Here is a 21,762-nt window from a genome sequence, read left to right as displayed (position 1 = left end):
CTCGACCCATCTGCGCCTTCTTCGCGTGAGGTCCCCTCGGCAGTGGGGTGAAGTCGTCAGGAAGCGCGTCCAGCAGGCTCACCACGCGGCCCCCGCACACAGAGTGATCAACAGTGCGCGCCGCAGCTTGCGTGGAACGTCCGGGCAGTGGGACAGGCCTTCACCTCGGGGCCCTGTAGTACTCGGGAAACTTCGGGCGGGTACGGGCTGATCAGCAGGCGACAGCAATACGAACCGCGTGCGCCGGTCGCTTCTGGAGGAATGACACGGCAACCGCTTGTACGACCTGAGTCATGGACTCGACTCATCCCATGGATGACCGTTTCCCTCCCCTCCCCGGGATGAACTGGATGTGCCCCAGTGGGCAGTGAAACGAGAGGTCGGGAGGGCGCAGCACGTGTCATGGTTCACGCAGGCCATGGAAGCTTTGAAGGATCTTCCAGCGCCGGCGGTGTTGGGAGCAGCAGCGGCGTTCAGTGCGGCCGAATCAGGCCTGGGCGTCGGCGTCGCCGTGCCGGGGGAGACCGCGGTGCTGATAGCGGGGGCGGCGGTGGACAGCAAGGCGCTGCTGGCTGGGTTGTTCGTGGTGGTCGCGCTGGCTGCCAGCTGCGGTGATCACGTGGGGTATGTGCTGGGCCGACGCTACGGTGACCGGCTGCGTTCCGTCGCGCTGCTGCGTCGCATCGAGGACCGGCAGTGGGACCGGGCCGTGGCCGCACTGCACCGTCATGGGGCATGGGCGGTCTTTCTTACCCGTCTGCTGCCCGTGATCCGGACGCTGACCCCGGCGGCAGCCGGAGTAGCCAAGGTGCGTTATTCCCGTTTTCTTCCCGCTTCTCTAGCGGGAGCCGCGACCTGGTCGGCGCTGTACGTCTTCGGCGGGGCGGCGGCGGGCGCCTCAGCCGAGAGGCTGACAGGCAGCTTCGGCGCAGTCGGCTGGGCCGTGGTCGCAGGGCTGGCGGCCGTGACCCTCGTGGCCTGGTTGGTCCTGCGCCGGTACCGGACTCGGCAGAGCGGCTGACGACGGCACGACGTGAGCGTGGTGTTCCCTTGTGTGCGTGGGGCGTTGAGGCCTGTGCGTCACGTCATCCAGCGGCTGAGTCCTCTCCCTTCTCTCAAGCCGGCAACGCGTTGCGCCGACGCGGCGGAACGGGTGTGGATCGTGGACGGCACATTGATCCCGGTCCTGGTTGAGCTCCTCTCGGCGGGTCGGTCCGCGACCCAGGCTGCGTCCCGCCCGGCGTGCCGGACGGACGCGCAGAGCGGGCCGGTGAAGTCGCCCTTGACCTTCCCGACCCACCCGGCGGACGTCCGGAACCGTCAGCGATTCAGCAGTCGCAGCAACTGCAACATTCGCAGCACTCACAGCAGCTGCAACCGTCGCAGCAATCGCAGTTCTGGCAGCACCCCTCGCGCTTCTTGCGCGACCACGGCCCCTCGTACTCCTCCGCGCAGCAGAGCTTGCAGGTGCAGCACAGTCCGATGGCGGCTGCACAGCCGGCGAGGAAGCCGCGGGGCTTCTTCGGCTGCTGCGGGAAGTGCGGCAGCCCGCCCTCGCCGCCGCCGGAGCCGCCGTGGCCGCCGGTCGGACCGCCGGGGCCCACCGGACCGCCGCTGTACGGGTTCTGAGGTCCGTTCAGATGCTGCTGCCCGTGGGCGTACGGGCCGCCGCCGGCCGGCGCCTGGCCGTACTGGGGCGGCTGCCCGTTCTGCGGAGGCTGTCCGTACGGGGAGGGCCCGCCGTTTCGGTACGGGTTCTGGCCCTGGCCGTCGTACGGCCCCGTCGCTCCGTGCCCCTGGTGGGAGCAGGAAGCCGTGCCGAAGGCGCGGTCCACCGAGCGGCGCAGTTCGTGGACCAGCAGCACATGCACCAGGGCGGAGTCGGCGAACTCCACGTCGCGCAGCGCGAGACGGATGCCGTGCAGCGCGTCGTCACACAGCCTGCGGGCCTGTGCGAGGGTGGCGCCCGTGGCGGCGAGCGGGTTCCAGGCGCCCTCGGCGGCGTCCGCCGCACGGTCCTCCACGGCGTCGAGGAGATGGGCCAGCCGCCCGAAGAACCGGCCGGCCTCGGCCAGCGGCGCGGCGTTGCCCGGCCGGCCCGCGAGCACCGCGGTGTGCGCGAAGGCCGCGGCGGTCGCCGTCTCGGTCGGTTCGGTGATGAACGTCAGCGGTGTCCCGGGCCCGGCCAGCTCCTCAATGCCCAGCTGCCGGTCGACCGCGTCGACGAGTACGGCGGTGTCGAAGCCGAGGGTGGCGCCGGTGCGCGCCCCCGCCCGGTCCCATCCCGCGGCCACCTTGCGCGCGGCGGCGGCGACGGGCCGGCGGCGCAACGCTCCGTTCCCGTCGGCGACATGGTCGCGTATCTTCGCCGAGGCGAGCACGAGGGACACCGATGCCGCGAGGCGCGCGCCCTCCCCCTGCGCCACCGATGCGGTCCGCATACCCCGCAGCGGGCAGGGCCCCGCGGTACGGCGGCGGGTCTGCGCGGGGCCGGACTGGGCATCTGTCAGCACGGAGACGATCAGCCCGTCGTAGTTCGTGACGACCCGGGCGAACTGCCCGTGGTCGCCCCGCAGCGCGAGGCAGAGACCGCACAGATGGGCCATCCACTCCGCTTTGAGGCCTTGCGACAGGCGATGGGTGCAGGGCCTGACGATTCCGAACATGTGGAAGTAACCCCCGTAAGACGTCGGCATAAACCGGCCTCAGGTCGGCGCGGGCCGGCAGCGGCAGGAATCGTACCGAGTGTGCCGCTGACCTGGACACACACCCCATGCGGAGCCGGGTGGAATCTGATGTCCCGTCGGGTGGGGGGCGGCGGCGCGGTCGTCGAACGATCCGGGGCGGCGCGCGCGGCGGTGAAGGCGGCCGCTCCGCGGTGCCAGGGGAAACACCGGCGGAGCGGCCGCGGGGCCCAGGTCCACAGGAAGGCCGGGCCGGGCCGGGAATCGGGGAAAATCCCGCGGCACACCCCTTTGTACGGACTGCATCCCGGGAGCGTTCAACCGTTCGCGCGCCGGATCGCCCCGGGCCGGCGGACAGGCCGCCGGGCGGCGGGTCCCGCCCCAGGTGCTCCGCCCTGCCGCGGCCCGCCGGTTCCGGCGGGAGGCGATCGGCGCCCCACCGGGACCCGCGCCGGAACCCGCGGCGGTCGTCAGGAAAGGACGCCCATGCCCAGCAGGCCGAAGAGGAGCGCGCCGACGAGGATCCGGTAGATCACGAAGGAGTTGAAGGAGTGCTTGGCCACGAACTTCAGCAGCCAGGAGATGGAGGCGTAGGCGACGGCGAAGGAGACGACGGTGCCGATGGCCAGGGGCGCAACGGCGGCGCCGGCGCCGATGGCGTCCTTCAGCTCGTAGATGCCGGCTCCGGTGAGGGCCGGGATGCCCAGGAAGAAGGAGAGGCGGGTGGCCGCGACGCGCTCCAGGTCGAGGATGAGGGCGGTCGACATCGTCGCGCCGGAGCGGGAGAAGCCCGGGAAGAGGAGGGCGAGGATCTGGGAGCAGCCGACCCACATGGCGTCCCTGAGCGAGGTGTCGTCCTCACCGCGCTTGTGGCGGCCCATCTGGTCCGCCGCCCACATCACCCCGCTGCCGATGATCAGCGACCCGGCCACCACCCACAGGGAGGCGAGCGGGCCTTCGATCAGGGGCTTGGCGGCCAGGCCGACGACGACGATCGGGATGGTGGCGTAGATCACCCACCAGGCGAACTTGTAGTCGTGGTGGTAGCGCTCCTCGCGATTGCGCAGCCCGCGGAACCACGCACCCACGATGCGCACGATGTCCTTGAAGAAGTAGACGAGCGCCGCGGCGATCGCGCCGACCTGGATGACCGCGGAGAAGGCGACGACGGTCTTGTCGTTGACGGGGATGCCCATCAGACCTTCGGCGATCTTGAGGTGCCCGGTGGAGGAGACCGGAAGGAATTCCGTCACCCCCTCGACGGCTCCGAGGACGACGGCTTGGCCGATGCTGATCGCGCTCATGGGATCCATTTCCGGTGATGAGGTGGACATGCGGCGCGGGTGCGCCGTGGTGCGGTGGGCGTGGGGTCCTGCGGCCCGGCGCGCGGCGGGGGCGAGGGGGCACCGGCACCCTCGCCGGTGCTCTCGGTTCGGCCGGGGCGGGTCCCGCGGATGCCTCCGGCGTCACCGGGACCCACGTATGCCGCGGCGCACCGGTCGGTGAGGCGACTGTACTGGTGGTCGTGCCGTCGGGCCGAAGCGAAGGGCGCGGCGGGCGGGCGCGGCAGCGGCCCGGCGGGCGGGCGGGGCGGCGCGTGCGGCCGGCGAACGGGACCGGTGTGAGCGGGACCGGTGCGCACGAGGCAGGTGGGAACGAGGCCGACGCGAACGGGACCGGGAGAGCAACGGCCATGGTGGCGGGCCCGGGTGGCGGATGGCCGCCGGGATTCGGTACGGATGAACGGTGCCCATGACCGGCGACGTACACAAGGACGGGCACCCGGGCACCGCGCCATGTCGTCAGCCCCTCCCGTGATGGGTCGGGATGCGTCCCGCGCGCCCCGGTGTCTAGAGTGCCAGATGGTCTACAACACTGTAGACGACCAGGAGGGGGGAACCGTCCCATGGCCGAGACGCAGGCGCACCGTCGGCCTGCGGGCACACCTCCCGGCCCGCGGGCGCACCTCCCGAGCAGGCGCATCGCCCGATCCGTGGGCGCGCCTCCCGATCCGCGGGCGCATCACGAGTCGAAAGTCCCCACAGCATTGTGGGGCACCGGGCCCCGCCGGCTCACACCAGGAGCGCCACCCGGCACCGGTAGGGTCCTCCACCCGTCCCCCACCAGCACACATGAGGAGTCAGGATGCCGCTTGCCACGAGCGTCACAGTGATCGCCCCCACCACCACGGCAAGAAGCTCCCGGCGGCCGACCGACCGCTGGGAGGCCGTGTCGTGACCTCGCTCTCCCACTCCTCCTCCGCCGCCTCGGCCTCCGCCCTGCAGGACAACGAGCGGCCGGCCACCGCCGAGCGGACCGCCGTCCCCGGCCACTCCCCGGCCGCCCGCTCCCTTGCCGGCGCCCCGGACGGCATCCAGGGCGAGCCGGCGCCACCGCCCCCGGCGAAGCACCGCGACGCGTACTTCGACAACGCCAAATACCTGGCGATCGTGCTGGTGGCACTGGGCCACGCCTGGGAACCGCTGTACGCCGGCAGCCGGAGTGCGGCCGCGCTCTATATCTTCGTCTACGCGTTCCACATGCCCGCCTTCACCGTCATATCCGGCTACTTCTCCCGTAGTTTCGATATGCGGCGGAACCAGCTGCAGCGGCTGGTCACCGGCGTCGCCGTCCCGTACATCGTCTTCCAGACGGCCTACGCGGCGTTCCGGTACTGGGCCGGCGACCTGCCGGACTTCTCGGTCGACCTGACGGACCCGTGGTTCCTCACCTGGTTCCTGGTCGCCCTGTTCCTCTGGCGGCTCACCGCCCCGCTGTGGCGGATCGTCCGGTGGCCGGTGCCCCTGGCCCTGGCGATCGCCCTGGCGGCCTCGGTTTCCCCGGATCTCGGCAGCGGCCTGGACCTGCAGCGGGTCCTGCAATTCCTGCCGTTCTTCGTCCTGGGCATGTGCCTGAAACCGGAGCACTTCCAGCTCGTGCGCCGCCGGGCGGCGCGGATCGCCGCGGTGCCCGTCCTCGTGGCCGCACTGGCCTTCGCCTACTGGGCCGTGCCGCGCATGAACGACGCATGGTTCTACCACACCGACAGCGCACAGCATCTGGGGGTGCCGTGGTGGTGCGGTGTCCTGATGCAACTGGCCATGTTCGGCTGCTCGTTGGTCCTCACGGCCTGCTTCCTGGCCTGGGTGCCCGGCCGCCGGACCTGGTGCACCGTACTGGGCGCCGGCACGCTCTACGGTTACCTGCTGCACGGATTCCTCGCCAAGGCCTCCCGCTGGTGGGACTGGTACGACGCCGACTGGATCCACACCCCGTGGGGCGCCCTCGCCGTCACGCTCCTCGCCAGTGTGATCGTGACGTTGCTGTGCACCCCACCGGTCCAGCGGGCCCTGCGCTTCGTCATGGAGCCGAAGATGACGTGGGCCTTCAGGAAGGAGCCCTCGCCCGGCGCCCCACAGGGCCGTACGACCTGACGAGGGATGGGGGGGGTGAGGGGGTGAGGGGGTGAGGGGGGGGAGCCCGGAGCTCCGGTGGCCCCCGCGGCCCCTGCGCCCCCGATGCCCCCATGGCCCCGATGGCCCCGATGGCCCCGATGACCCCGGCGGATAGCATCAGTACTGTTGGCGTAGCTCATACGTGCGGTGGTGGCTCACCTCAGGGCCGACCGAATGCTTGATGTGACGTGATCGGAAGTGCCTGCAAGATGGCCAGCAGCCCCATGAGCCCAGGCCACCCGGATCCAGCAGAGGCGCCGGCCATGGAGCCGGCCGCGGCGGCCTCGGCACCCCCGACCGGGATCAGCCTGCGCCAACTGCTGATGTCGCTGGGTGAGCCGCTGGTGGAGCTGCAGGCCGCGCCCGCCGGGCTGGACGTAGAAATCCGCAGCGTCGCGCTGCTGGACCCCGAGGATCCGCCGATCACCCACCCCGGCGAGCTGGTGCTCGCCATAGGCGCCCGCGGCCGCGCCGCATTCCCCGCGCTGCGGGCCGGCGGGCGTGACGGCGCCGCCGCCGTCGCGGTCAAGCTGGACACTCCCGGACAGGCCGCGGCGCTCAGCGCGACCGCCGTCGAGGCGGGCATCGCGCTGCTGTCCGTCCGGAGTGAGGCGCGCTGGGAGCAGGTGGATGCGCTGGTCCGCGCGGCGTTGGAGAGTGTGCCGCAGGGGCGCCCCGGCGAGGGGCACGAGGAAGGCGATCTCTTCTCGCTCGCCCAGACCACCGCCGTTCTCACCGGTGGCATCGTCAGCATCGAGGACACCGCCAACCGCGTGCTGGCCTACTCCCGCTCCACCGACTCCGACGAGGTCGACGACCTGCGGCGGCTGTCCATCCTGGGCTGGCAGGGTCCGGAGGCGTATCTGGCGCGGCTGCGGAAGTGGGGCGTCTTCCAGCGGCTGCGCGCCTCCGACGAGGTGATCTGTATCGACAGCCACCCCGAGCTGGGGATCCGCCGACGGCTCGCGGTGGCCATCCGGTCCGGAGAGCGGCAGCTGGGCACCATCTGGGTGCAGGAGGGCTCGGCACCCCTGACCGAGCACTCGGACCAGGCGTTGCTGGGTGCGGCCCGGGTCGCCGCTCTCCACCTCGTACGGCGCCGCCGGGAGCTCTCCGCGGACCTGACGCTGACCCGGACACTGGCGGCCGGACTGCTGGAGGGCAGCACCGGCCCCCAGCCGCTGGCGAACCACCTCGCCCTGGACGCGGCCCGCCCGGCCGCCGTCCTGGGCTTCTCGTACGGGACCGCGGAGGCCACCCCGCCGGAGCTGACCCGCTCCGAGGTCAGCAACCTGATCTCGGTGCACACCGCGGCCCGGCACCGCAGCGCCCTGGTCACCCAGGCCGATGCGCGGATTTATGTGCTGCTGCCGCAGCTGCCTCGCAGCATCGACACCGGCACGCTGCGCGGCTGGGGGCAGGCGATCGCCGAGGCCGCGCGCCGGCATCTGGGCATGTCGTTGCGCGGTTCCATCGGCTGCATCGTGCCGGGGCTCGGGGAGGTTCCCGAATCACGGCGGGAGGCGGACCGGATCCTCGACGCGATGGTGAGCGCCGGCGTCGCCACCACGGTCGCCGCGCTGCCGGACATCCAGGCCGAGGTGCTGGTCAGCGAGGTGCTGACGCTGCTCTCCGCGCACCCGGAGATGCGCGACCCCCGGCTGACCGCCTTGGTCACTCACGACAGCCGGAGCCAGGGGCAGTTGGCCGAGTCGGTCCTCGCCTACCTGAACGCCTTCGGCGATGTACGGGCCGCCGCCACCGAGCTGCATGTGCACCCCAACACGCTGCGCTACCGGATCCGCCGTGCCGAGGAGCTGACCGGCCTCGACCTCAGCCGCCCGGATCAGCGACTGCTGGCGATGCTCCAGCTGCGGCTGCCGCCCACTCCCTGAGCACGGGCAGATACGGCCGAGCGCGACAGGCGAGCACGACACCCGAGCACCACGCCTGACCACCACGTCCGAGCACCACGTCCGAGCACGACGGCCGAGCACCACGTCCGAGCACGACGGCCGAGCCGCGGTCGTCCCGTCCCTCGGATCACACAAACCGCCGCTAGTCCACAATTCTCCTAAACTGGGCGATATCGCTCCATTGAGCTGACAGGCTGGCGATGATGACCTCGGAAAATACCGTGCCGGGCGGGTCGGGCCGTGCATGGCACATGGCGAAGGCGGCGACGGCCGAACTGGACGCACAGGGGCGGGTCATCGCGTGGACCCGGGCGGCGGAGCGGCTGCTCGGCTATCCCTCCGAGGAGATCCTGCACCGTCCCGCGGCAGAGCTGCTGGCGCTACCCGGCGACGCGGCGCGGGTGGCCGCCGTGGCCCGGTGGTGCCGCTCGGGGGACGGCTGGGGCGGGTCGGTCGCGGCCCGTCACCGCGGCGGCCGGGATCTGCAGCTGGCGGTGCAGGTCACGCCGCTTCTCGACCGCACCGGCCACGAACGGTGGTCCGTCCTCGCGCTGGAGGAGTGGCGGATGCCGGGCGGCGGAGTGAACCAGCTGATGCTGGAACCGTTCCTGGCGCGTGCACCGGTCGGCATGGCGGTGCTGGACACCGGTCTGCGGTACGTCTGGGTCAACGAGGTACTGGAGCGCCTGATCCCGCTCGACCGGCGGCTGGGAAAGCGGGTGGCGGAGGTGTTGCCGAAGCTGGAGGCCGAGGCGTTCGAGGAGCGGATGCGGCGGGTCCTGAAGACCGGGGCACCGGTGATGGACTACGAATTCCGCAGCCCCACTTACGCGGACCCGAGCCAGGAGCGCGCCTACTCGGCGTCGTTCTTCGGGCTGGAGGACCCCCAGGGCCGGCGCATCGGCCTGTGGTACATGGTCATCGACGTCACCGAGCGCTGGCGGGCGCAGGAACGCCTGGCGCTGCTGAACGACGCCAGCGTGCGGATCGGCAGCACGCTGGATGTCACCCGGACCGCACAGGAACTGGCCGATGTCGCCGTGCCGGCGCTCGCCGACTTCGTCGCCGTCGACCTGCTGGATTCGGTTCTGCGGGGCGCCGAGCCGGTTCCCGGACCGGTCGACAACACCCCCACCATGCGCCGTTCCGGCCAGCAGTCGGTGCACGAGGGCTGCCCGGAGGCCGGGCTGGCCGTGGGGGAAACCGTTCAGCGTTCCCCCTCGTCGCCCATCGCGCGCTGTCTGCTCAAAGGCGAATCCCTCGTGGAGCCGGTACTGGACTTCGCCACCAGCTCCTGGGTCACCGAGGACCCGGTGCGGGCCGCGGTGATCCGTGCCTTCGGTTTCCGCTCGGTGATGGTGGCGCCGGTCAAGGCCCGGGGCATCACCCTGGGCGCGGCGACGTTCTTCCGCTCCCGCCGTCTGGGGCCCTTCGTGGCGGACGACGTCCGGCTCGCCGAGGAGCTGGTCGCCCGGGCGGCGGTGTGTGTCGACAATGCGCGCCGCTTCACCCGCGAGCGCGCCGCGGCCCGGGTGATGCAGCAGAACCTGCTGCCGCACGAACTGACCGGCGGATCCGCCCTGGAGGTGGCGTCGTGGTACTTCCCCGCGGACGCCCCGAGCGGAGTGGGCGGCGACTGGTTCGATGTGATTCCGCTGTCCGGGGCGCGGGTCGCCCTGGTCGTCGGGGATGTGGTCGGGCACGGCATCAACGCCGCGGCCACGATGGGGCGGCTGCGTACCGCCGTACGCACCCTGGCCAACCTGGATCTGCCGCCCGATGAACTGCTGGCCCGGCTGGACGACCTGGTCATCGGCCTGGTGAAGACGCAGGGCACCGACCCGGCGGCGGACGCCGGGGACCCGAGCGTGTCCTCGACGTTCATGGGGGCCACCTGCCTGTACGCCGTGTACGACCCGGTCAGCAGGCGGTGCAGCATGGCGCGCGCCAGCCATCTGCCACCGTTGGTCGTCGGCCCTGACGGCGCCGTCGACTGCCTCGACCTGCCCGCAGGACCGCCGCTCGGCCTCGGGACGCTGCCCTTCGAGTCCGTCGAACTGGAGCTGGCCGAGGGCAGTCTGATCGCGCTCTACACCAACGGACTGATCGAGACCTGCGACCGGGACATCGGCGTCGGGCTGTCCCGGCTGAGCAACGCCCTCGCGCTGCCCGGGCAGACGCTGAAGGACATCGGCGGAAATGTGGTCAAGGCGCTGATGACCGGGCCGCCGTCCGATGACGCCGCGCTCCTCCTGGCTCGGACCCACGCCCTGGACGCGCACCAGGTCGCCTCCTGGGACCTGCCCACCGATCCGGCTGTGGTCGGCAGCGCCCGCGCTCTCGCCGGCCGGCAGCTGTCCGAGTGGGGCATGGACGACCTGCAGTTCACCACGGAGCTGATCGTCAGCGAACTGGTCACCAACGCCATCCGCCACGGCACCGGGCCGATCACGCTGCGCCTGATCCGGCAGGACGCCCTGATCTGCGAGGTCTCCGACGCCAGCAGCACCTCGCCGCGTCTGCGCCATGCCCGGACCACCGACGAGGGCGGGCGCGGGCTGTTCATCGTCGCGCAGGTCACCCGGCGCTGGGGCACCCGCTACACCCCCACCGGCAAGATCATCTGGACCGAGCTGAGCATGCCGTCCGAGGCCGGATCCTCCGTCGAGGAAGGCTGAGCCGGCCCGGATCGCCGGAGGACCGGGCCGGATCGCCGGAGGACCGGGCCGGGCTCAGCCTCAGGGACGCGAACGGGCGGGGCGCCCGGGAACGCGACCGGCCCGGACACCTCAGGACACGACCGGGCGGAGCGCGGCCGGGGTGCCGCGCCTCACCCCGGCCCGGGCACGCTACGGGCCGGGGCCCGTTCGCCCTCGCCACAGACATGGCCGCAGCCGTCCCCGGCCGCGACGGGCCGGCCGACGAGACCGCGCCCCGGCAGGTCGACATAGTCGCAGTCGGCATCGGCCACGACACGTCGGGGCGCGGCACCGGACGGGCAGGCCGTGAGATGGGCGGCCACGAAGGCCGCGCTGGTCCTGGTGATATCGCGGGTCAGCCCGAGAGGCAGCAGCGAGCGGGTCTCCGCGATCGCCTCGTCCTCCCCGGCCCGCAGCACCACCCGGATGTCCGGTGCCACACCGTGGGCGGCGACCGCGACGGCGATGTTGTCCAGTTCGTGGGAGCCGACGGCGGCGAGCGCCCGTGCCCGCGCCAGTCCGAGCCGCGCCAGCACCGCACGGTCCTCGCCGTGCGCCAGCACCACGGGTATCCCCATCGACCGGGCGAGGCGCAGATTCGGGGCGGTGGGCTCGCGCTCGACACCGATGACGGGCACCCCCAGCCGGCGCAGCGTCTGACACAGCCGCAGCCCCACCTGCCCCAGCCCCACCACGATGACGTGACCGGCCCGGGGCAGCACCCGCGGCCCCAGGACGCCGACCAGCCGGGGGCCGAACAGCCGGTCGACGATGCCCGCGGTCAGCAGCGCGGTGAATCCCACCGTCACCAGCATCGCCACGGCGGAGACCACCTCGTACACGGGATGGCCGGGATGCGGCGCGGCAGGTCCCACGCCGGCGACGACCCGGGCGGCTTCCAGGAAGGCGGTGCTGACCGGCTGGTGGAACACGGCGACCAGCCACATCCAGTCCGCGGCCAGTACCGCGACGATCCCCAGCAGCCCGATGAGCAGCAGGCGGGCGTCCGCGTCATGCGGCTGCAACTGCCCCCGCAGCCGCCCGAGCAGCGCGCGCCGCCGGGCGCCCGTGCTCGCCCGCCACGCCGTCTCCACCAGCTGTTCCCCGGGCCGGCGGACCGCCACCGCACCGTGCCCGTCGTCCCATACGGCCAGGGCGTCGGGGTCCACACACAGTCCGGCCAGCGTCGGCGCCAGGAGGTCGGCGGGCGAGACCGGCACACAGTGGCGCAGCAGCAACCGGAGCTGTTGCGCCACGGTGCGGTCGAAGACGGTGACCACGATCCGGACGGTGTCGCAGACGTGGCGTACCGCGAGCGCATAGCGCAGTGCGGACAAGTCGTCGCCCACGAGGACAGCCACCCCGGCCGGCCGTGCGGCGAGCGCCCGGCGCAGGTCCTGGTCGTCCGGTGCGGCGAGGTGGTCGACCGGGTGTCCGCTCTCCTCCAGGGAGGCGCAGACCCGGCGCGCCAGCGTCGTCGCCCCGATCACCACGGTCCCGGGGGCCTGGCCCGCCGGGCCCGTGGCCTGATCCATCCCGGGCTCTTCGGCCTCGTCCTCGGTTTCGCCTTCGGCCTCGGACCTCGGACGCTCGGGTCCCGCCCGGTGCTCCGGCGGCTCCCCCGCAGGAGCGTCACCGCGTGGTTCACCCGGCGTTACGTCCCCCGACCCGCTGCCGTCGCCCCCCACTGATGGGGTGGCGGGCACAGCGTGCGGCGGGGCGGTACGGGTCTGTCGGGCGGAGGGAAGGGTGGCCATGGAGTCCCCTTGCTCGTCGGCCGTCGGAAGGGCCGAACTCACGCTAGGGCGCCCGCGGCCCGAGGCATCTGTCCCGCTGACCAAGGGTTCGCCGGAGGTGTTGTCCGCCCGCACCAGCGGACGTCGCGGCGGCCGGCCCCAGGGGCGAGGTGAGCGGCCGGCGAAGACCGCTCACCACCCATAGCCCCGGAGCGCGAGCCCCTTTCCCGCCAATCTTCATTGGCCTGCCGTACAGCTCTCGCAGGGGAATTTGTCCCCTCTCACAAATACGCCGCCGCGCACCGCCACATACGCTTACGCAAATCCCAATCCGGACGTGATGCGGCTCACCTCCCACAAGGAGGGGGCCCCAGCGCGGAGGGGCGGTCAGCGCTCCCCACCCGCGCAGGGCATCCGAAGGCCACGGCCCGCTCGTCGCGCCTTCGCACTACGTCAGGGCCACGATCGCCGCCTGAGGGCACCCGGCCCTGTCGTGCATCCGGCCACCGAGGCGATCCCAGCAGTCACCACGTGCATGACCCCTCCAACCCTCAATGGATGTCGAAGATGACTACATCTCCCCCCAACCCCGTGGCCGCTCCGCCCGCTCCCCCGGGGCACGGGCAGGCCCCGCAGCAGTCAGGCCTGCAGTCGGGCCTCAAGAACCGCCATCTGTCCATGATCGCCGTGGGTGGGGTCATCGGTGCCGGTCTCTTCGTGGGCTCCGCCTCCGGCATCGCCGCCGCCGGCCCCGGCATCCTGCTGTCATACGCCCTGGTCGGCGCGCTGGTCGTGTTCGTGATGCGGATGCTCGGCGAGATGGCGGCCGCCAACCCGACCTCCGGTTCCTTCTCCGCCTACGCGGACCGGGCGCTGGGCCGCTGGGCCGGTTTCTCCATCGGCTGGCTGTACTGGTTCTTCTGGGTCGTGGTGCTCGCCGTGGAGGCGACCGCCGGTGCGGCCATCCTCACCAGCTGGGTCCCGGCCGTCCCGCAGTGGGCCTGGGCGCTGATCGTGATGTTCGTCCTCACCGCCACCAACCTCGCCTCGGTCGCCTCCTTCGGCGAGTTCGAGTTCTGGTTCGCGGGCATCAAGGTCGTCGCCATCGCGGCCTTCATCGTCCTCGGCGGCCTGGCGATATTCGGCGTCCTGCCCGGCTCCGACAACGCGGCCACCGGCTTCAGCAACCTGACGTCACACGGCGGCTTCCTGCCGAACGGGCCCAGCGCCATCCTCACCGGCGTCCTGATGGTCGTCTTCTCCTTCATGGGCAGCGAGATCGTCACCCTCGCCGCCGGTGAGTCCGAGGACCCGGAGCGCGCGGTCACCAAGGCCACCAAGAGCGTCATCTGGCGAGTCGGCATCTTCTACCTCGGCTCGATCCTCGTGATCGTCTCCCTGCTGCCGTGGAACGACCCCTCGATAGCCAAGAAGGGCTCGTACGTCGCGGCCCTCGACTCCATCGGCATCCCGCACGCCGGCCAGATCATGAACGTCATCGTGCTGACGGCCGTGCTCTCCTGTCTGAACTCCGGCCTCTACACCGCCTCCCGGATGGCCTTCTCGCTCGGCCAGCGCGGCGACGCCCCGAAGGCCTTCGCCCGGACGAACTCGCGGGGCGTGCCGCAGGCCGCGATCCTCGCCTCCGTCCTCTTCGGCTTCATCGCCGTCGGCTTCAACTACCTGTGGCCGGACACCGTCTTCCAGTTCCTGCTGAACTCCTCGGGCGCGGTCGCGCTCTTCGTCTGGCTGGTCATCTGCTTCTCGCAGCTGCGGATGCGCGGGATCATCCTGCGCGAGAACCCCGAGAAGCTGGTCGTCCGGATGTGGCTGTTCCCGTACCTGACCTGGGCGACGATCGCGATGATCTCGTTCGTGCTGGTCTACATGCTCACCGACGACAGCGAGGGCGGCGGCCGGATCCAGGTGCTGCTGTCGGTGCTCCTCGCCGTGCTGGTGGTCGGGGTGTCGCTGGTCCGCGACCGGCTCGGCGCCCGTGCCGCCGAGAAGGCGGCCGTCACCTCCCGTTAGCCGAGGGTGGCCGTACGGCCACCGAACGCTGTGCCGTACGGTCGGCGGTGTGCCCCGCACCCGCCGCCCGTACGGCACAGCGGTGCCACTAGCCTGCTACGCACGCACCTTTCCTCTCCCCGCCTACGAGCCCACCACCGGAAGGCCGCCGAAAGACATGCCCGCGTTCAGACGCCGCAAAGGCAGCCTTCCCCGCCTCGTCCCCGAGCTCGACGATGTGACCCTGGGGCGGGTCCGGCGACGCGTCGAGACCTGCTGGTCCCGCGGTTCGCTGGACACCGCCGTCATGGCGCTGATGGCGGATGCGATCAACGAAGCCGGCGAGGACTGGGACCGCAAGGCCCACCGCCTGGGGGTGCTCGCCGGGTCGGCGGGCCGGTCGCTGCCCGGCATCTGGCGCCAGCACAGCCCGAAGGACCATGGCGCGCTGCTGCTCCACGCCTGGTCGGACCTGCTCCACGCCCGGCAGCAGGACTCCTCCGTCGACCTGCACGCCACCCGCGAGACCTGCCGGCTCGCCGCCGAGCTGCTGCCCGCCGACCCCACCCCGTGGACGGTGCACCTGGCCACTCTCCGCGTGGAGCAGCGTCCCTCCACGGAGCTGGCAGCGATCTGGCGCGAGATCAAGGCCCGCGATCCCTGGAACCGCGAGGCGCATCTGCAGGCCCTGGGCTATCTCTCGCCGGACGAGTGCGGCTCCAGCGCCCTGGTGCTGGACCTGCTCGACGGTGTCCGCTCCCTGATGCCGCCCGATGCCCCCGCCGCCGGTCTGGAACTCACCTCGCTCGCCATCAGCCACCAGCGAGCGGTCGCCGAGGGCGGCATGACGGCTCTGGGCGCCGGCGAGATCTGGCGGCGCCCCGATGCCGCCCGGGCTCTCGACCAGGCCGCGCACTATTGGCCGGGCCCGGGGTTCCTCCGGCACGCGACGGCCCTGGCCGACCTCAACCTGCTGGCCTACGCCCTGATCAAAGCCGGCCGGACGACCGAGGCCGGGACCGCGCTGCGGGCCACCGGAGGGGTGGCGACCCTCTGGCCGTGGAGCATGGACGGCGACCCGCTGGAGCGGTATACGCACTTCCACGGCCGCTACGCGAGCGGCGACCCCGACGGCGGTTCCGCGGGGCGCGCCCCGTCCCGGCGTCGGTGACACTCCGGACGGTCGGCGCCCGGACGGTCGGCGCCCGGACCGTCGGGGCCCGGACCGCGCACCGGGCGGCGTGGCCCTTCCGCCCCTGATCCAGTACGCCGCCGCCGGCCGAAGAACGCGGTCAGCCGGTGAATCATCCTCAGGAGCAGACTCTTCCGGGCCGAGGACGGGGCCGCGGTGGCGGCGGCCGGCGGCTCGGGGGGCGCCTCGGCGGGCGACTCGGCCGACAGGTCGGCGGGCGGTTCGGCCGACAGGTCGGCGGGCGGTTCGGCCGATGGCTCGGCGGGCGGTTCGGCCGGCGGAGGCACCGGGGTGCTCGGCTGCTGCTTCGCGGCGTGGTCGGCGGGGGTGGGCGCGGGTACCGGCTTGGTGCGTCGGGCCTCGGCGCGGACGAGCGCGCCGAGAGCGGCATAGACATCGAGGGGCATGCCACATCTCCTGCGGTGGAAGTGCCGAGAACGGATGACGGCAGACCGCGATCGCCCCATGGCCCCGTGACGGGGTGGGGTGGGTGATGCGGCCGGGCCGGCTCAGCAGCGCAGGACGAGCGCGCGTGGTGGCGATGCGGGGGCAGCGGCCGTGACGGCGGCCCCGGAAGAGGCGTCCTTCGACGCGGTGAGGAGCTGCGCGACCGGAGAGTGCCCGAGCGCCTTGCCACCGGCCCCGGTGGGGACCTGATGGCGCAGATGGCAGGCCGAGGCGTCGCACAGGCGGCGGACGCCGCTGCCGGGATGCTTTCCGCCGCCGGTGGCCGCCGACAGCGGCCCCGCCGTGACGCAGGTCCGCTCGGCCGCGCCCGGCACGGCGGGGGCGCCGGCGTGCGGAGGGCAGCCATGGGCATCGGAGGCCGGTCCATGGGAGCAGCCGGTGGTGAGTGCGGTGTGCAGTAACGCCAGCAGCGCGACGCACACCAGCACACGCCAGCCACCGGTTGCCGCAAAGCGGCCGGTGCCGACGGTGTCGCGCATGCGCCTCTCCCACCCTTCTTCGAAGAGGGGATCCCCTGGAAGCGGAAGGGACACTCGCGATACGCCGCAAGAGACCATAAAACCACTCGATCCGGCTATGTCATCGCACACGCGGACTTCGCACACCTGCCTCCCGGCTGAGCGGCCCGCTCCGGCCGGTTCCGGACCCGCCCCGGTGACGCCGCACGACGCGGACTCCGGGGCGCCGGCGGACCGCGGGCCCCGGGACATCGGCGGACCGCGGGCCCCGGAGGCGCACCATTTGTCCGCCTCTCCGGTGGGCGCCATCCTGGGGACATGGCCACCACTGCAGGCCCGGACACGGTGTCCGGCTGGGCCGTCCGGCGTCCCGGCCCGATGGCCTCCGGGCCGCTGACCGCCGTGCGCCGTCCGGCCCCCGAGGCGGGCCCGGGGGCCCTGCTGCTCCGTGTGGAGGCCTGCGGGGTGTGCCGTACGGATCTGCATCTGGCGGAGGGCGATCTGCCCCCGCACCGCCCGTCCACCGTCCCGGGCCATGAGATCGTCGGCCGCGTGATCGCCACCGGCGAGGCGGTGACGGCGTTCCGAGCCGGTGACCGGGCCGGCGGCGCCTGGCTGCGCGGCACCTGCGGTGTCTGCCGGTACTGCCGCGCGGGCCACGAAAACCTCTGTCCGGCCTCCCGGTACACCGGCTGGGACGCGGACGGCGGTTTCGCCGATACCGCTCTCGTCCCCGCGGACTTCGCCTATCCGCTCCCGGACGGCGAGGACGCCGCACACCTGGCACCGCTGCTGTGCGCCGGGATCATCGGCTATCGCGCGCTGCGCCGCAGCGCACTGCCCCTCGGCGGCAGGCTCGGCATCTACGGTTTCGGCGCCTCGGCACATCTGGCCGCACAGGTCGCCCTGGCCGAAGGCGCGACCGTCCATGTGCTGACCCGGTCCGCTCGGGCCCGTGAACTCGCCCTCGATCTGGGCGCGTCCTCCGCCGGCGAGGCCTACGACCGCCCGCCCGAACCGCTGGATTCGGCGATCCTCTTCGCGCCGGTGGGCGATCTGGTGCCGGTGGCGCTGGAGGCACTCGACCGTGCGGGCACGCTCGCCGTGGCCGGCATCCACCTCACCGACATCCCTTCGCTCCACTATCAGCGGCATCTCTTCAACGAGCGGAATCTGCGCAGCGTGACCGCCAACACCCGGCAGGACGGCCGGGAGTTCCTGGCGACCGCGGCAAGGATCGGCATCCGGGTCACCGTCAGCCCTTACCCGCTGAGCCGTGCCCCGCAGGCCCTCACGGACCTGGCCGCCGACCGGGTGCAGGGGGCCGCCGTGTTGACACCCTGAATCCCTGACGCCACACACCGTGCCCCCGCTCCGACTAGCTGTGCCCTCCCTGCGTGCCGCACCATGGAGAGGAGGCCGTGAATGACGACATATCCGGTGAAGCGGTGGCGGGGTGGACGCTCCGGCTCCGGAGGGCGGATACGGAGACCGTGGCTTACGACGACGGCTTCCGGCATACGGAGGCGGTACAGGAAGTGACCGCACGGGTCCTCGGGGCTACCGGGGCTGAGCTGACCGCCGTCTATGTGCCCGCCGAAGGGAGCGGCGCTCTTCAGCTGGCCGAGATGGTCGGCGGCACCGGCGCCCCCTACGGACTGCCGGCGAGCTTCCCGCTGTCCGGCAACTCCCCGGTCGCGGCAGCCTTCCGCACCGGCCTGCCCCTGTGGCTGAGCCCGGCGGAGCTCGCGCAGTACGGCGTCACCGCTCCGCCGGGCAGCCCCGGTGCAGAGCCCTGGGACGGCGCCGGGGCACTGCCGTCCGATGTCTCCCTGGGCGTGCTGCCGCTGGGCGGGGACGCCAAACGGCTGGGGTGCCTGGTCGTCCTCGACAAGGCCCAGGACGCCTTCGACGCCGACCGCCGCCATCTGCTGGAACTCCATGCCGACCAGGTGTCCGCGGGGCTGGAGGCCGTCGCGGCCCGGGTGATGGCCCGCACGGAGCGGCGGTCGCTGCTGGGACCGGGACTGGACACCCTCCGGGGCGGCGCCTTCACGCTGATGCTGGGCACCGGGCGGATCGACGCGGACGGCCAGGTACTGGAGCTGTTCGGGATCGCTCCGGAGCGGTTCGACCGGCGGGTGGAGACGCTGTTGGAGTGCACCGCGCCGGACGACGTTCCCGCGCTGATGTCGATGGTGGAGCCGGGCCGGCTGCCCTCCCCCGCCCAGCAGCTGTCGATCCGTATCCGCCGGCCCAACGGCGAGCTCCGCTGGCTGAGTCTGCGCTGCCGGGTGCTGGTCGACGCCGCCGGCGCCCCGGAGCGCATGCTGGGCGTGGTCGCCGACGCCTCCTATCTGCGCCCCAGTGCGGACGAGGTCTCCATCGTGCAGCGGCTGTCCGCCGCGCTGGCCGGCGCCACGACCATCCGCGACGTCAGCCGGGTGGTGGTCGCCGCCCTGCGGACGCCGCTGGGGGCCGACCGGGTGGCGGTGGCCGAGCTGGAGGCCGACCGGTTCGTGGTGTCCGTCCTCGACCCGCCGGAACCCGACGCCTGGCCCGCGGTGTGGCGGTCCGAGTGGAGATCCGAGTGGCCCGATGCGTCGTGCCATTCGATGCCCTCGCTGGAGAGCGTGATACGCGGCGGCCATGTGGCCCTGTGGCCTCCGGGGGCCGCTCTCGAACCCGACCTGGCGGGTATCGGGCCCGGCGGTCTCGCCGTCCTGCCGCTGCCGGCCGGCGGCCGGATCGTCGGGGTGTGCCTGGTCGGCTGGGAAGAGGAGCACCCGTTCGGGCCGGAGGAACGCTCCCTGCTGACCGCGACCGCGGGTCTGGTGGGCCAGGCCCTCGTCCGCGCCCATGCGCTGGACGCCGGGCATGAGCTCGCCACGATGCTCCAGCGCAGTCTGCTGCCCCGCAAGCTGCCGTCGCTGCCCGGCGGGGTGGCCGTCGCCCGCTATCTGCCCGCCACGATGGGCCTCGAAGTGGGCGGCGACTGGTACGACGTCATCCCGCTGTCCGACGGCCGGATCGCGCTCGTCATCGGTGATGTGGAGGGCCACAGCGCCGGCGCCGCCACGATCATGGGCCAGATGCGCACCGCGATCCGGGCCTACGCGGTCGAGGGGCACCCGCCCGATGTGGTGGTCTCCCATGCCAACCGGCTGCTCCTCGGCATGGAGACCGATCTCTTCGCGACCTGCTGTTATGTGGACCTGGACATGGAGGAGGGCATCGCCTGGTTCGTCCGGGCCGGGCATCTGCCGCCATTGCTGCGGTACCCCGACGGCAGCACCGAGGAGCTGTCGGTCGAGGGCGGCCCTCCGCTCGGGGTGGCCGCCGAGGGGGAGTTCCCGCTGACCGAGGTGGGCCTGGCCCCCGGCACCGTGCTCGTCCTGCTCACGGACGGCCTGGCCGAATCGGCCACGCTGCACCTGGAGGACGGCATCCGCCGGGTGCGCGAGCTGCTTGCCACGGCCGACCCGGCCGATGCCGGGCAACTCGCCGACCAGTTGCTGGGCGAGACGAAGCGGCGCGACGACGATGTGGCGGTGCTGGTGCTGCGCTACGACGGGATGCGCGTCCGCCCGACCCGGGTGCACTGGACGGTGTGGCGGCTCCCCGACGCGGTCATGCACGCCCGCCGCTTCGCCGCCCGCACCCTGCGCTCCTGGAAGGTGAGCGAGGAGCTGGACGTGGCCCTGCTGGTGGTGTCGGAGCTGGTCACCAACGCCATTGCCCACACGCAGGGGGAGGTGCGGCTGGATCTGACGCTGGCCGGGGACCGGCTGCGGATCGCGGTGAACGACGCTTCGCCCCGCGCCCCCGTCAAGCCGACGACCGTGGACTGGGAGTCGACCGGCGGCCGCGGGCTGCTGCTGGTCGAGGCGATGTCGGCGTCCTGGGGCTCGGTGCCGCTGAGCGGCGGCAAGCAGGTGTGGAGCGAGATCACCCTGCAGCCGGACGAACAGCTCGACGCCGAGGGGGCACCGGCCGGCGCGGACGGCCGGCGGGAGGGGAAGGAGGTTCCCTGAGGTGCGTACCCGTCTGCGGGGAGCTGCCGCCGTCCTGGCCGGGCTGTGCCTGCTGGCCGGGCCGGCCGCCTGCGGCAAGGCCGCCGGGGTGCACGAGCCGGGCGGGCCCGGCTCCGCAGGCGCCCTGAAGATCGGTGTGCTGCTCCCGGACAACACCTCGCGCCTCTACCACTTCGACAAGCCGCTGATCGAGAAGAAGATCCATCAGCTCTGCCCCGAGTGCACGGTGGAGGTCGTCAGCGCGGAGCACGATGTGGCCACCCAGCAGCAGCAGATGGACGCGATGATCACCAAGCGGGTCCGGGTGCTGATCCTGGACGCCGTCGACTCCAAGTCGCTGCGCTCGCCGGTCGAGAGCGCGCGGGCGGCGGGCATCCCGGTCGTCGCCTACGACCGCCTCGTGGAGGGACCGGTCTCGGCGTATGTCTCCTTCAACGGCAGGAGAGTCGGTGAACTGCAGGGCGAGGCGCTTCTCCAGGCACTCGGCGACAAGGCGCGCGGCGCCCAGATCGTCATGATGAACGGCGATTCGACGGACCCCAACTCCGCCTGGTTCAAGCAGGGCGCGCTCGACGTGCTCCGGGGCAAGGTGAAGATCGGGAAGGCCTACGAGACCGCCGGGTGGCGGCCGGAGAACGCCAACAGCAATATGACCGCCGCCGTCTCGGCCCTCGGCGCCGGGCACATCGACGGTGTCTACTCCGCCAATGACGGGCTGGCGGCCGGCATCATCTCCGCCCTGCAGGCCGCGAAGATCTCTCCGTTGCCGCCGGTCACCGGCCAGGACGCCGAACTCGCCGCCATCCAGCGCATCGTCACCGGCGATCAGTACATGACCGTCTACAAACCCTTCGCGCCCGAGGCCGGCACCGCCGCCGCCATGGCCGTCGCGCTGGGCCGCGGCAAGAAGCTCGACGGCATCACGACGCACACGGTCAACAGCCCCACCACCCGGGGCATCCCGGCCGTGCTGCTCACCCCGGTCTCCGTGACCGTGCACCGCATCAAGGACACCGTGGTCAAGGACCGCATGTACACGATCGAGCAGATCTGCACCCCCAAGTTCGCGTCCGCCTGCCAGAGGGCGGGACTGACCAGGTAAGGCAGGTA

Annotated in this window: 14 protein-coding genes and 1 pseudogene; 10 read left to right on the top strand and 5 right to left on the bottom strand. The window is 72.3% G+C overall.

The window, feature by feature from the left end; all coding sequences use genetic code 11:
• The first annotated feature begins 397 nt into the window (after positions 1 to 397).
• Positions 398 to 1,021: a DedA family protein gene (locus tag OHS81_RS33920; RefSeq protein WP_328389672.1), complete on the top strand. Its 624-nt coding sequence runs from the start codon at positions 398 to 400 to the stop codon at positions 1,019 to 1,021.
• A 54-nt stretch (positions 1,022 to 1,075) separates the two neighbouring features.
• Positions 1,076 to 1,186: pseudogene (locus OHS81_RS33915) on the top strand (IS5/IS1182 family transposase); the annotation flags it as partial.
• Positions 1,187 to 1,328: 142 nt separating this feature from the next.
• Here OHS81_RS33915 and OHS81_RS33910 read toward each other — a convergent pair.
• Positions 1,329 to 2,666, bottom strand: a complete 1,338-nt coding sequence (locus OHS81_RS33910; protein ID WP_328389670.1) for a DUF5685 family protein — start codon at positions 2,664 to 2,666, stop codon at positions 1,329 to 1,331.
• Between the two features lie 488 nt (positions 2,667 to 3,154).
• Positions 3,155 to 3,988 (bottom strand): undecaprenyl-diphosphate phosphatase, encoded by an 834-nt coding sequence (locus tag OHS81_RS33905; RefSeq protein ID WP_328389668.1) that lies wholly within the window; start codon positions 3,986 to 3,988, stop codon positions 3,155 to 3,157.
• A 930-nt stretch (positions 3,989 to 4,918) separates the two neighbouring features.
• On the opposite strand from OHS81_RS33905, the gene OHS81_RS33900 reads away from it, so the two are divergent.
• The 3 genes from OHS81_RS33900 to OHS81_RS33890 all read left to right on the top strand — a co-directional run bounded on the left by OHS81_RS33900 (position 4,919) and on the right by OHS81_RS33890 (position 10,733).
• Complete coding sequence (locus tag OHS81_RS33900; protein WP_328389666.1) at positions 4,919 to 6,118, top strand: acyltransferase family protein; 1,200 nt, start codon at positions 4,919 to 4,921, stop codon at positions 6,116 to 6,118.
• A gap of 284 nt (positions 6,119 to 6,402) precedes the next feature.
• A complete protein-coding gene (locus OHS81_RS33895) occupies positions 6,403 to 8,034 on the top strand; it encodes a helix-turn-helix domain-containing protein (RefSeq protein WP_328389664.1) in 1,632 nt (543 codons plus the stop codon).
• Between the two features lie 221 nt (positions 8,035 to 8,255).
• Complete coding sequence (locus OHS81_RS33890) at positions 8,256 to 10,733, top strand: SpoIIE family protein phosphatase (RefSeq protein ID WP_328389662.1); 2,478 nt, start codon at positions 8,256 to 8,258, stop codon at positions 10,731 to 10,733.
• A gap of 152 nt (positions 10,734 to 10,885) precedes the next feature.
• Here OHS81_RS33890 and OHS81_RS33885 read toward each other — a convergent pair whose 3' ends face one another.
• Positions 10,886 to 12,289 (bottom strand): NAD-binding protein, encoded by a 1,404-nt coding sequence (locus OHS81_RS33885; protein ID WP_328389660.1) that lies wholly within the window; start codon positions 12,287 to 12,289, stop codon positions 10,886 to 10,888.
• Between the two features lie 768 nt (positions 12,290 to 13,057).
• Between OHS81_RS33885 and OHS81_RS33880 the strand changes: the two genes are divergently transcribed.
• Together OHS81_RS33880 and OHS81_RS33875 are read left to right on the top strand one after the other, a co-directional pair.
• Positions 13,058 to 14,521 carry an amino acid permease gene (locus OHS81_RS33880; protein WP_328389658.1) on the top strand — a complete coding sequence of 488 codons (1,464 nt, stop codon included), beginning with the start codon at positions 13,058 to 13,060 and terminating at the stop codon, positions 14,519 to 14,521.
• Between the two features lie 157 nt (positions 14,522 to 14,678).
• A complete protein-coding gene (locus OHS81_RS33875) occupies positions 14,679 to 15,671 on the top strand; it encodes a hypothetical protein (protein WP_328389657.1) in 993 nt (330 codons plus the stop codon).
• Here the strand turns inward: OHS81_RS33875 and OHS81_RS33870 are convergent.
• Both OHS81_RS33870 and OHS81_RS33865 read right to left on the bottom strand, forming a co-directional pair.
• Entirely contained in the window at positions 15,611 to 16,099 is a 489-nt protein-coding gene (locus tag OHS81_RS33870; protein WP_328389656.1) for a hypothetical protein, read from the bottom strand. The genes OHS81_RS33875 and OHS81_RS33870 overlap by 61 nt on opposite strands.
• A 102-nt stretch (positions 16,100 to 16,201) precedes the next feature.
• Complete coding sequence (locus tag OHS81_RS33865) at positions 16,202 to 16,639, bottom strand: hypothetical protein (protein WP_328389655.1); 438 nt, start codon at positions 16,637 to 16,639, stop codon at positions 16,202 to 16,204.
• A gap of 297 nt (positions 16,640 to 16,936) precedes the next feature.
• Here OHS81_RS33865 and OHS81_RS33860 point away from each other — a divergent pair, with 297 nt between their 5' ends.
• The 3 genes from OHS81_RS33860 to OHS81_RS33850 all read left to right on the top strand — a co-directional run bounded on the left by OHS81_RS33860 (position 16,937) and on the right by OHS81_RS33850 (position 21,754).
• Positions 16,937 to 17,962, top strand: a complete 1,026-nt coding sequence (locus OHS81_RS33860; protein WP_328389653.1) for a zinc-dependent alcohol dehydrogenase family protein — start codon at positions 16,937 to 16,939, stop codon at positions 17,960 to 17,962.
• 284 nt (positions 17,963 to 18,246) lie between these two features.
• The gene (locus OHS81_RS33855; RefSeq protein WP_328391617.1) at positions 18,247 to 20,652 is read left to right on the top strand and encodes a SpoIIE family protein phosphatase; all 2,406 of its coding nucleotides are present in this window, start codon (positions 18,247 to 18,249) and stop codon (positions 20,650 to 20,652) included.
• A gap of 1 nt (position 20,653) precedes the next feature.
• Positions 20,654 to 21,754 carry a sugar ABC transporter substrate-binding protein gene (locus OHS81_RS33850; protein ID WP_328389651.1) on the top strand — a complete coding sequence of 367 codons (1,101 nt, stop codon included), beginning with the start codon at positions 20,654 to 20,656 and terminating at the stop codon, positions 21,752 to 21,754.
• Positions 21,755 to 21,762 lie beyond the last annotated feature (8 nt).

Origin of the sequence: Streptomyces sp. NBC_00400 (assembly GCF_036048035.1) — a bacterium.
Lineage (GTDB): Bacteria > Actinomycetota > Actinomycetes > Streptomycetales > Streptomycetaceae > Streptomyces.
The sequence above is the reverse complement of the archived record's forward strand: the minus strand, read 5'-3'. Positions and strand labels throughout refer to the sequence as shown.

Bases quoted from the DNA above. Each gene is read 5' to 3' on its own strand.
- OHS81_RS33885 (WP_328389660.1), bottom strand. From the start codon at position 12,289: ATGGATCAGGCCACGGGCCCGGCGGGCCAGGCCCCCGGGACCGTGGTG.
- OHS81_RS33910 (WP_328389670.1), bottom strand. From the start codon at position 2,666: ATGTTCGGAATCGTCAGGCCCTGCACCCATCGCCTGTCGCAAGGCCTC.
- OHS81_RS33895 (WP_328389664.1), top strand. From the start codon at position 6,403: ATGGAGCCGGCCGCGGCGGCCTCGGCACCCCCGACCGGGATCAGCCTG.
- OHS81_RS33870 (WP_328389656.1), bottom strand. From the start codon at position 16,099: ATGCCCCTCGATGTCTATGCCGCTCTCGGCGCGCTCGTCCGCGCCGAG.
- OHS81_RS33855 (WP_328391617.1), top strand. From the start codon at position 18,247: ATGGTCGGCGGCACCGGCGCCCCCTACGGACTGCCGGCGAGCTTCCCG.
- OHS81_RS33865 (WP_328389655.1), bottom strand. From the start codon at position 16,639: ATGCGCGACACCGTCGGCACCGGCCGCTTTGCGGCAACCGGTGGCTGG.
- OHS81_RS33875 (WP_328389657.1), top strand. From the start codon at position 14,679: ATGCCCGCGTTCAGACGCCGCAAAGGCAGCCTTCCCCGCCTCGTCCCC.
- OHS81_RS33890 (WP_328389662.1), top strand. From the start codon at position 8,256: ATGATGACCTCGGAAAATACCGTGCCGGGCGGGTCGGGCCGTGCATGG.
- OHS81_RS33880 (WP_328389658.1), top strand. From the start codon at position 13,058: ATGACTACATCTCCCCCCAACCCCGTGGCCGCTCCGCCCGCTCCCCCG.
- OHS81_RS33905 (WP_328389668.1), bottom strand. From the start codon at position 3,988: ATGAGCGCGATCAGCATCGGCCAAGCCGTCGTCCTCGGAGCCGTCGAG.
- OHS81_RS33860 (WP_328389653.1), top strand. From the start codon at position 16,937: ATGGCCACCACTGCAGGCCCGGACACGGTGTCCGGCTGGGCCGTCCGG.